6 protein-coding genes are annotated in these 10,220 nt (G+C 60.8%); 4 read left to right on the top strand and 2 right to left on the bottom strand.

Annotation, left to right across the window (positions count from 1 at the left end; genetic code table 11):
• Positions 1-393: 393 nt before the first annotated feature.
• Both AC3WP7_RS19315 and AC3WP7_RS19310 read left to right on the top strand, forming a co-directional pair.
• Complete coding sequence (locus AC3WP7_RS19315) at positions 394-750, top strand: hypothetical protein (protein WP_093514374.1); 357 nt, start codon at positions 394-396, stop codon at positions 748-750.
• A 70-nt stretch (positions 751-820) separates the two neighbouring features.
• Positions 821-1,309 carry a GreA/GreB family elongation factor gene (locus AC3WP7_RS19310; RefSeq protein ID WP_093514373.1) on the top strand — a complete coding sequence of 163 codons (489 nt, stop codon included), beginning with the start codon at positions 821-823 and terminating at the stop codon, positions 1,307-1,309.
• Here AC3WP7_RS19310 and gdhA read toward each other — a convergent pair.
• Both gdhA and ettA read right to left on the bottom strand, forming a co-directional pair.
• Entirely contained in the window at positions 1,306-2,643 is a 1,338-nt protein-coding gene (gdhA, locus tag AC3WP7_RS19305) for an NADP-specific glutamate dehydrogenase (RefSeq protein WP_071489965.1), read from the bottom strand. The two genes, AC3WP7_RS19310 and gdhA, sit on opposite strands and share 4 nt — an antisense overlap.
• Positions 2,644-2,888: 245 nt before the next feature.
• Positions 2,889-4,553 carry an energy-dependent translational throttle protein EttA gene (gene ettA / locus AC3WP7_RS19300; RefSeq protein WP_102592416.1) on the bottom strand — a complete coding sequence of 555 codons (1,665 nt, stop codon included), beginning with the start codon at positions 4,551-4,553 and terminating at the stop codon, positions 2,889-2,891.
• 287 nt (positions 4,554-4,840) lie between these two features.
• On the opposite strand from ettA, the gene AC3WP7_RS19295 reads away from it, so the two are divergent.
• Positions 4,841-8,692: a sensor domain-containing protein gene (locus tag AC3WP7_RS19295; protein WP_093514372.1), complete on the top strand. Its 3,852-nt coding sequence runs from the start codon at positions 4,841-4,843 to the stop codon at positions 8,690-8,692.
• A 229-nt stretch (positions 8,693-8,921) separates the two neighbouring features.
• Positions 8,922-10,175, top strand: coding sequence for a serine hydroxymethyltransferase (gene glyA / locus AC3WP7_RS19290; RefSeq protein ID WP_058427701.1), 1,254 nt, complete (start codon positions 8,922-8,924; stop codon positions 10,173-10,175).
• The last annotated feature ends 45 nt before the right edge of the window (positions 10,176-10,220 follow it).

Below are 10,220 nucleotides of genomic sequence, written 5' to 3'. Positions count from 1 at the left end.
AGGCCAACCTGGTGAGAATTAGGGCCTGCCTGACGGCAGGCCGTTACCGGCCCGCACACAAAAAATCTGACAGTCCCCAAAAGTCTCCCGCACACAGCCGCCATAAAACGCTAAAAGCTAACAGATGCCAGCTAATACTTTTGGGAGCGGTGCCACTCTTGAGGCTCGGATCGCTAAACCCGGTCGCTGATATGCAGCGACCCAAAGAGGCTAATGATCCAAACGGTACGGCACAATAGGCCAGAGATTCTCTAGGAAACGTCCTGCAATTTAAAGCGAATCGTCGTTGATGCCCCTTTGACCCAACGCCATTCTCACCTCCCTTTCACACCTCCCCGACAATTACCCTTCTAGACTTCCCCTATCAGCCGTGAAACGGCCAGGGAGTACGCCATGTGGCGGTGTGCGGTAATGATGTGTGCATTGGTGGTGTTGGCGGGTTGCCAGTCGACCCATCAAGAGTTGTTGGCCAAGGGTTACCCACCGGCGTTTGCCGATGGTTTTGATGACGGTTGCAGCAGCGGTCGCCAGGCGGCCGGGGTGATCAGCGGGGAGTTCCGCAAGAACGTGCCGCGTTATCTCAAGGTCCGTGAATACGCCGAGGGCTGGGAAGATGGCTTTCGCCAGTGCAAGGCCATGCGCGAGAACGAAGAGCTGCGCGACTACAAGGACAATCACTGGGATGACCGCGAACGCGTTTGGCAGCACGAGAAGGACCGCGACGCCGCCCGGGCCTATCGTTCGCAGTAGGTCGCTTTCAGACATCCATCGAAACTAATGCGCGGCGATCATGGCCCAAACTCCATTGAGGGAGAACGTGATGAGCCGAGCTTTTGTAAACGAGGACAACGCCGCTGCCCAGGCCGACCAGCCGGTGGAGCGCCAGGTCAGCGAGCAACCCAACCGCCTCACCGCGCAAGGGCTGGCGCAGTTGCAGGCCAAGGTTGCGCAGTTGCAGCACGAATATGGCCTGGAATCCGCCAAAGGCGATAAACAGCGCCAGGCGGATCTTGAGCGGGATTTGCGTTACTTCAACCAACGGGTGCAAAGCGCCCAAGTGGTGGCACCGGCGACGTCCACCGACAAGGTGCAGATCGGCAGTTGGGTGACCTTCGCCAATGAGCTGGACGAACAGCAACGCATTCAGTTGGTCGGTGAAGACCAGGCCGATGCCGGCGCAGGCTTGATCAACTGGGGCTCGCCCCTGGGCCGCGCCTTGCTGGGCGCCCAGGTCGGCGACGAGGTGTTGTGGCAACGCCCCGTCGGCGATCAGTTGATCGAAGTGCTGCGGGTCGAGCCCGAGGCCTAGACGATGCCTTGGGCCAGCATCGCGTCGGCAACTTTGACAAAACCTGCGATGTTCGCGCCTTTGACGTAGTTGATGCGGCCGTTTTCTTCGCCGTAGTGCACGCAGGCATGGTGGATCGACTGCATGATGTTGTGCAGCTTGCTGTCCACCTCACCGGCGGTCCACAGCAGGCGCATGGCGTTCTGTGACATTTCCAGGCCACTCACCGCCACGCCACCGGCATTGGACGCCTTGCCCGGGGCGAACAGAATGCCGGCCTCGATAAAGATATCCACAGCCTCCAGGGTGGTCGGCATGTTGGCGCCTTCGGCCACGCAGATGCAGCCGTTGCGCAGTAGAGTGCGGGCGGCCTCGGCGTCGAGTTCGTTCTGCGTAGCGCAGGGCAGTGCAATATCGCAGGCCAGTTCCCAAGGGGTTTTACCGGCGCGGAATTCCAAGCCATAACGCGAAGCCAGTTCGCTGATGCGCCCGCGCTGCACGTTTTTCAGCTCCAGCAGGGCCGACCATTGCTCCTCGGTCAAACCGCTTTCCGCGTACAGGGTGCCTTCGGAGTCGGACAGGGAAATCACTTTGCCACCCAGGTCCATGACCTTGCGCGCCGCGTATTGCGCCACGTTGCCGGAACCGGACACCGCCACGCGCTTGCCTTCAACCCGCTGGTTGTTGCGCTTGAGCATTTCTTCGGCGAAGTACACGCAGCCAAAACCGGTGGCTTCCGGGCGAATCAGGCTGCCGCCGTAGGTCATGCCCTTGCCGGTCAGCACCGAGGTGAACTGGTTGCTCAGGCGCTTGTACTGGCCGAACAGGAAGCCGATCTCACGGGCACCTACGCCGATATCACCGGCCGGCACGTCCACATCCGCGCCGATATGGCGATACAACTCGCTCATGAAGGCCTGGCAGAAGCGCATGACTTCGGCGTCGCTCTTACCTTTTGGATCAAAGTCCGAGCCGCCTTTGCCGCCGCCCATGGGCAGCGACGTCAGGGAATTCTTGAAGGTCTGCTCGAAGGCGAGGAATTTCAGCACGCCCAGGTTGACCGACGGGTGGAAGCGCAAGCCGCCTTTGTAAGGGCCGATGGCGCTGTTCATCTGGATACGGAAACCGCGATTGACCTGGACCCTGCCATGATCATCCACCCACGACACCCGGAAGGTAATCGCGCGTTCCGGCTCGCAGATGCGCTCCAGGATGCCCGAGGTCAGGTAGTGGGGGTTGGCTTCAAGAAACGGCCACAGGCTGCGTAGGACTTCTTCTACGGCCTGGTGGAATTCCGGTTGATCAGGGTCGCGTTTCTTGAGGCGGGCGAGGAAAGATTCGACGGATTCGATCATGAAAAGTCTCGGCAAATTTTTAGTTGTTAACGGAGATTGAGCCGGACTTTATCAATTCATTCCGCACTACGACAGGGCAAAATGTCGCCTTTGTGAATTTAAATGGTGCGTTTTATATAAATGTATCCAGTTTTAGGGGCTTTTATGCACCCTTTCAGGGATTCAAATCAAACCGCATGCACCATCAATTTCCAGGCAAAAAAACGGAGCCCGAAGGCTCCGCTCTTTCAAACCACCAGCCCGGATCAGGCCAGTTTTTTGTGACGCACACGGTGCGGCTGGGCAGCAGCTTCGCCCAAGCGTTTTTTACGGTCCGCTTCGTACTCGGTGTAGTTACCTTCGAAGAACACCGCTTGCGAGTCGTCTTCGTACGCCAGGATGTGCGTCGCGACGCGGTCAAGGAACCACCGATCGTGAGAGATCACAATGGCAGCACCCGGGAAGTCCAGCAGGGCTTCTTCCAGGGAACGCAGGGTTTCAACGTCGAGGTCGTTGGACGGTTCGTCGAGCAGCAGGACGTTGCCGCCCTCCTTCAGGGTCAGGGCCAGGTGCAAGCGACCGCGCTCACCACCGGACAGGTCCTTGACGAACTTCTGTTGGTCGCCGCCCTTGAAGTTGAAACGGCCTACATAGGTACGGGATGGGATTTCATAGTTGCCGATGCGGATCTGGTCGGAGCCGTCGGAAATCTGCTGGAACACGGTCTTGCTGCCGTCGAGGTCTTCACGGCTCTGGTCCACGCAGGCCAGTTGCACGGTTTCGCCGACTTCGATGGTGCCCGAATCCGGGGTTTCCTTGCCCATCAGCATGCGGAACAGCGTGGATTTACCCGCACCGTTACCGCCGATTACGCCGACGATCGCGCCTTTTGGCATGGAGAACGACAGGTTGTCGATCAGTACGCGGTCGCCATAGCCTTTGGTCACGTTCTTGAACTCGATGACCTTGTCACCCAGGCGCGGACCGGCCGGGATGTAGATCTCGTTGGTTTCCGAGCGCTTCTGGAATTCCTGCGATTGCATTTCTTCAAAGCGTTGCAGACGCGCCTTGGACTTGGACTGGCGGGCCTTGGCGCCTTTGCGCACCCACTCCAGTTCTTCCTTCATGGCTTTTTCATGGGCCGATTGCTGCTTGGATTCGGCGGCCAGACGGTCGGACTTGGCTTCCAGCCAACCGGAGTAGTTGCCCTCGTAAGGGATACCGGCGCCACGGTCGAGCTCGAGGATCCAGCCGGCGACGTTGTCCAGGAAGTAGCGGTCGTGCGTGATCGCAACCACGGTGCCTGGGAAATCGTGAAGGAAGTGTTCCAGCCAGGCGACGGAATCGGCGTCCAGGTGGTTGGTCGGTTCGTCGAGCAGCAGCATGTCGGGGGCCGACAGCAGCAGGCGGCACAGGGCCACGCGGCGCTTCTCGCCACCGGACAGGTGTTCGACCTTGGCGTCCCATGCCGGCAGGCGCAGCGCGTCGGCGGCGACTTCCAGCTGGCGCTCCAGGTTATGACCGTCGCCGGCCTGCAGGATAGCTTCGAGCTTGGCCTGTTCGGCGGCGAGCTTGTCGAAGTCGGCATCCGGTTCGGCGTAGGCGGCGTAGACCTCGTCCAGGCGCGCCTGGGCGTCCTTGATCACGCTGACGGCTTCTTCGACCACTTCACGCACGGTCTTGGTCGGATCCAGGACCGGCTCTTGCGGCAGGTAGCCGATGTTCAGGTCTGGCATCGGGCGGGCTTCGCCTTCGAACTCGGTGTCGACGCCGGCCATGATTTTCAGCAGCGTGGATTTACCCGAACCGTTGAGGCCGAGTACGCCGATCTTGGCGCCAGGGAAAAAGGACAGCGAAATGTTTTTCAGGATTTCCCGCTTCGGAGGGACAACTTTGCCCAGCCGATGCATGGTGAAGACGTATTGAGCCATGGTGAACCTAGCGTCAGTGACTGATGAATTAAGCGGGCGAAGCCCGTGCCAGGCCATGCGCGGCGCGGGCCGTTGACTATCATCAATGCCAGCGTGCGGTATAAAGCCTGAATATCTGGGGCTGGAACGCCCCCGCGTAACCGGCAAAGCTACCTGAATGCGCTTGGTCAGTCCAGCCAGGCAAGGGCTGGCACTTTGCCACAAGTCAAGGCATGCTAGCCGCCCTCCGGGCGTCCGGCTTATAGTGCACGTCGCGCGCCAGTCCAGCCAAACCGCAGGATCACAGCTTGTCCAAAGTCACGCCGCCAACTCCCCTGCGCGCCGCTCATATAGCGCCGGGAGCGCCCCTGCACGGCACCCTCAAAGGCGCATTGGCGACGCTTGTCCTTATGCTGCTCGCGTTATTGTTCTGGCAACTGCTGGACCAGTTGCAGCAAAACCAGAAGAACCAGCAGCAATACACCATCGACTACAGCGCCGACCTGGCTGAACAGATCAGCCTGAACATGGCCCTCAGCGCAAAGATCGCCCTGAACCTGCTGCCGATGGTCGAGCCACCGCGTGACAGCGAACAGCAACAGGCCTTGATGCGGACCTTGCAACGTTCGCTGCCGGAATTGCGCAGCATCGCCCTGCTTGCCCCCAGCGGCGCGATGATCAGCGACAGTGCCAGCGACAGCCAGGACAGCGCCTGGCTCGAAGAACTGGTGCAACGCAGCCACGGCCAGTCTTATTACCTGAGCAACAGCAACGACGGCACCCTCATCTATCTACTGTTGCATCAGCCCAGTGGCGGCTCACGGATGTATTGGGCGCTGCGCCTGGCCCCCAACTACCTGACCAACCTCACCCGTCAGGACGGCCAGGGCCAGCGCCCGATGTGGGCCATCGAGAACCGCCTCAACCATCGCGTGGTCAGCCGCGACAGCGGCATGCCGGCGCAGTGGGCGTCTGCATTGACCCCCGACGAACTGAATAAAAGCGTACTGATCACACCGTTGAGCAAAAGCGACTGGCAACTGCGCGGGCTGTTCGACCGCAGCGCGGTGCTGGAGCAACTGCTGCCGGCCTTCATCGGCAAATGCCTGCTGGGCCTGGCGTTCTCGTTGATCCCGGTGATCGTGCTGCTGAACATGCGCCGCCGTCAGCGCCAGGTGCATGAGGGGCGGCGGCGCTACCAGGATATTTTCGAAGGCACCGGCGTGGCCCTGTGCGTGCTGGACCTGTCGGGGCTGAACGCGTTCTTCGACAAGACTCGGCTGGAGACCCGCGAGCAGCTGCACGCCTGGCTGCAGCACAACCCCAGCGAGCGCCAGCAACTGCTCAAGGAGCTGCGCGTCACCGAGGTCAACCAGGTGGCGGTCAGCCTGTTGAACGTAGGTTCCTGCGAGCAGGCCTGGGAACGCCTGATCGATGACTGCCCACGCAACGCCACGTCCATCGGTTACCAGATACTCGAAGCCGTGCTGACCCGACAAAGCCAGTTGGAGCTGGAAATCCAGCTCAAGGACGTGGCCGGCAACGAGCAATACCTGTGGCTGGTGATGCGCCTGCCCGAGCAGCAGGACGATTTCAAGGCGGTGATCCTCAGCATCAGCGATATCACCAGCCGCAAGCTGATCGAACTGTCGCTGGTGGAACGCGAGAGTTTCTGGTCGGACGTGGTGCGCACCGTGCCCGACCACCTGTATGTGCAGGACGTAATCAGCCAGCGCATGATTTTCAGCAACCACCATCTGGGCCACACCCTCGGCTATAACAAGGCCGAATTGCAGCAAATGGGCGAGTACTTCTGGGAAATCCTGCTGCACCCCGAAGACGCCGAGCATTACCACGACTTGCGCCAGCAACAGCGCCAGGTCGGCTACACCACCCAACTGCAATGCCAGTTGCGCTTCCGTCACCGCAATAATGAATGGCGGCGCTTCGATATCCGCGAACAAGCCCTGGCGCGGGACAAGACCGCGCAGATCACCCGCATCATCGGCGTGGCCAAGGACATCACCGACCAGATCGAAGCCAGCGAATCCCTGCGTGACAGCGAACAACGCTACCGCATGCTGGCCGAAAGTATCAGCGACGTGATCTGTTCCACCGACAGTCAGTTGGCCCTCAACTACGTCAGCCCGTCGGTCAACGCCGTGCTCGGCTATGACGTGGACTGGGTGTTCAAGAACGGCTGGCAGTCGATCATCGCCAACCCGCAGCAACTGACCGGCATTTACAGCCTGATGGAACAGGTCAGCCGCGCGCTGGGCGATCCTGATGCACTGAACAGGCTGCGTGATGAGATCCAGACCCAGCTGTTCCTGTTCGACTGCCTGCGCGCCGACGGTCGCAAGGTGCCGATCGAACTGCGCCTGGTGCTGGTGTGGGACGAACACGGCGCTTTCGAGGGCATCCTTGGGGTGGGCCGCGACATCAGCCAGCAACGCCGCGCCGAGAAAGACCTGCGCATGGCGGCCACGGTATTCGAGCACTCCACTTCGGCGATCCTGATCACTGACCCCGCCGGCTATATCGTGCAGGCCAACGAGGCGTTCAGCCGGGTCAGCGGCTATGCGGTCAGCGATGTACTCGACCAGTTGCCGAACATGCTCACCGTCGATGAACAGCAGGAAGCCCACCTGCGCTATGTGCTCAAGCAATTGCACCAGCACAGTACCTGGGAAGGCGAAGTGTGGCTCAAGCGCCGCAATGGCGAGCATTACCCGGCGTGGGTCGGCATTACTGCGGTGTTCGACGACGAAGGCGACCTGGCCAGCTATGTATGCTTCTTCAGTGACATCAGCGAGCGCAAGGCCAGCGAGCAGCGCATCCACCGCCTGGCCTATTACGACGCCCTGACCCACCTGCCCAACCGCACACTGTTCCAGGACCGCCTGCACACCGCGCTGCAGTCCGCCGAACGGCAGAAGTCGTGGGTGGTGCTGATGTTCCTCGACCTCGACCGCTTCAAGCCGATCAACGACTCCCTGGGCCACGCCGCCGGCGACCGCATGCTCAAGGAAATGGCCACCCGCCTGCTGGGCTGCGTCGCCGAAGACGACACTGTGGCGCGCATGGGCGGTGATGAGTTCACCTTGCTCCTGCAGCCACGGGTCAACCGTGACATGGCACTCAACCGTGCGATTCATGTGGCCGAGCAGATCCTCGCCAGCCTGGTGAAACCTTTCGTACTGGAAGGTCGTGAGTTCTTCGTGACCGCCAGTATCGGTATCGCCCTGAGCCCGCAGGACGGTAACGAACTGAGCCAGTTGATGAAAAACGCCGACACGGCGATGTATCACGCCAAGGAACGCGGCAAGAACAACTTCCAGTTCTACCAGGCCGACATGAACGCCAGCGCCCTGGAACGCCTGGAGTTGGAAAGCGACCTGCGCCACGCCCTGGACCAGAACGAATTCGTGCTCTATTACCAGCCGCAGTTCAGCGGCGACGGCAAACGCCTGACCGGCGCCGAAGCCCTGCTGCGCTGGCGCCACCCTCGACGCGGGCTGGTGCCGCCGGGAGACTTCATCCCGGTGCTGGAAGAGTTGGGCCTGGTGGTGGACGTGGGCGACTGGGTAATCAGCGAAGCCTGTCGCCAGCTCAAGACCTGGCACCAGAACAAGGTGCGGGTGCCGAAAGTCTCGGTGAATATCTCGGCGCGACAATTCTCCGACGGCCAGTTGGGTACGCGCATCGCCACCATCCTCAAGGACACCGGCCTGCCGCCGGCGTGCCTGGAGCTGGAGCTGACCGAAAGCATCCTGATGCGTGAGGTCAACGAGGCCATGCAGATCCTCGACAGCCTGAAGAACCTGGGCCTGAGCATTGCGGTCGACGACTTTGGCACCGGTTACTCGTCGCTCAACTACCTCAAGCAGTTCCCCATCGACGTGCTGAAGATCGACCGCACCTTCGTCGACGGCCTGCCCTCCGGCGAACAGGACGCCCAGATCGCCCGCGCCATTATCGCCATGGCCCACAGCCTGAACCTGGCGGTGATCGCCGAGGGGGTGGAAACCCATGAACAGCTGGATTTCCTGCGTGAGCATGGCTGCGATGAGGTGCAGGGCTATCTGTTCGGGCGGCCGATGCCGGCGAATCGGTTCGAAGCGCAGTTCAGCAATGATGCGCTGTTCATGTTCGACTGAAATTCTGCGGTGAGGCCACTGGCCTCATCGGGGGCAAGCCCCCTCCCACATTCTGATCTGCGAACACATTCAACTGTGGGAGGGGCTTGCCCCCGATAAGGCACTCACAGCCACCGCCTATCCCCAGATGAGCCCCACTTGTCCGCGACATGATGTCCTTTCATATGCCATCTAAAACCCATTGGGTTAGAATGCCCTCCTTTTCTGCCCCCGATCCTTGAGGACCGCCATGTTCAGCCGTGATTTGACTATTGCCAAGTACGACGCCGATCTCTTCGCCGCCATGGAGCAAGAAGCCGTGCGCCAGGAAGAGCACATTGAGCTGATCGCTTCGGAAAACTACACCAGCCCTGCGGTGATGGAGGCTCAAGGTTCGGTTCTGACCAACAAGTACGCCGAAGGCTACCCGGGCAAGCGCTACTACGGTGGTTGCGAGTACGTCGACGTGGTTGAGCAACTGGCCATTGACCGTGCCAAGGAACTGTTCGGCGCCGACTACGCCAACGTCCAGCCGCACGCCGGTTCCCAAGCCAACAGCGCCGTGTACCTGGCCCTGCTGCAAGGCGGCGACACCATCCTGGGCATGAGCCTGGCCCACGGCGGTCACCTGACCCACGGCGCCAGCGTTTCCTCCTCCGGCAAGCTGTACAACGCCGTTCAATACGGTATCGATGCCAACGGCCTGATCGACTACGACGAAGTCGAGCGCCTGGCGGTTGAACACAAGCCAAAAATGATCGTGGCCGGTTTCTCTGCCTACTCGCAGATCCTGGACTTCCCACGCTTCCGCGCCATCGCTGACAAGGTCGGTGCGTACCTGTTCGTCGACATGGCCCACGTGGCCGGTCTGGTCGCCGCTGGCGTCTACCCGAACCCGGTACCTTTCGCTGACGTCGTGACCACCACCACCCACAAGACCCTGCGCGGTCCACGTGGCGGCCTGATCCTGGCTCGCGCCAACGCCGACATCGAGAAGAAGCTGAACTCCGCCGTATTCCCAGGCGCCCAGGGTGGCCCGCTGGAGCACGTGATCGCCGCTAAAGCGATCTGCTTCAAGGAAGCGCTGCAGCCTGAGTTCAAGACCTACCAGCAACAAGTGGTAAAGAACGCCCAGGCCATGGCCAGCGTGTTCATCGAGCGCGGCTTTGACGTAGTGTCTGGCGGTACTGAAAACCACCTGTTCCTGCTGTCGCTGATCAAGCAGGACATCTCCGGTAAGGATGCTGACGCGGCCCTGGGCAAAGCCTTCATCACCGTGAACAAGAACTCCGTGCCGAACGACCCACGTTCGCCGTTCGTCACCTCCGGCCTGCGCTTCGGCACCCCGGCTGTGACCACTCGCGGCTTCAAGGAAGCAGAGTGCAAGGAACTGGCCGGCTGGATCTGCGACATCCTGGCCGACCTGAACAACGAAGCCGTGATCGACGCGGTACGTGAGAAGGTCAAGGCCATCTGCAAGAAGCTGCCGGTGTACGGCGCTTGATTGCAGTTGCTTGACTAAAAAGCCCGGCTCTTGAGCCGGGCTTTT

The organism is Pseudomonas sp. FW305-3-2-15-C-LB1 (assembly GCF_058787615.1).
The sequence above is the reverse complement of the archived record's forward strand: the minus strand, read 5'-3'. Positions and strand labels throughout refer to the sequence as shown.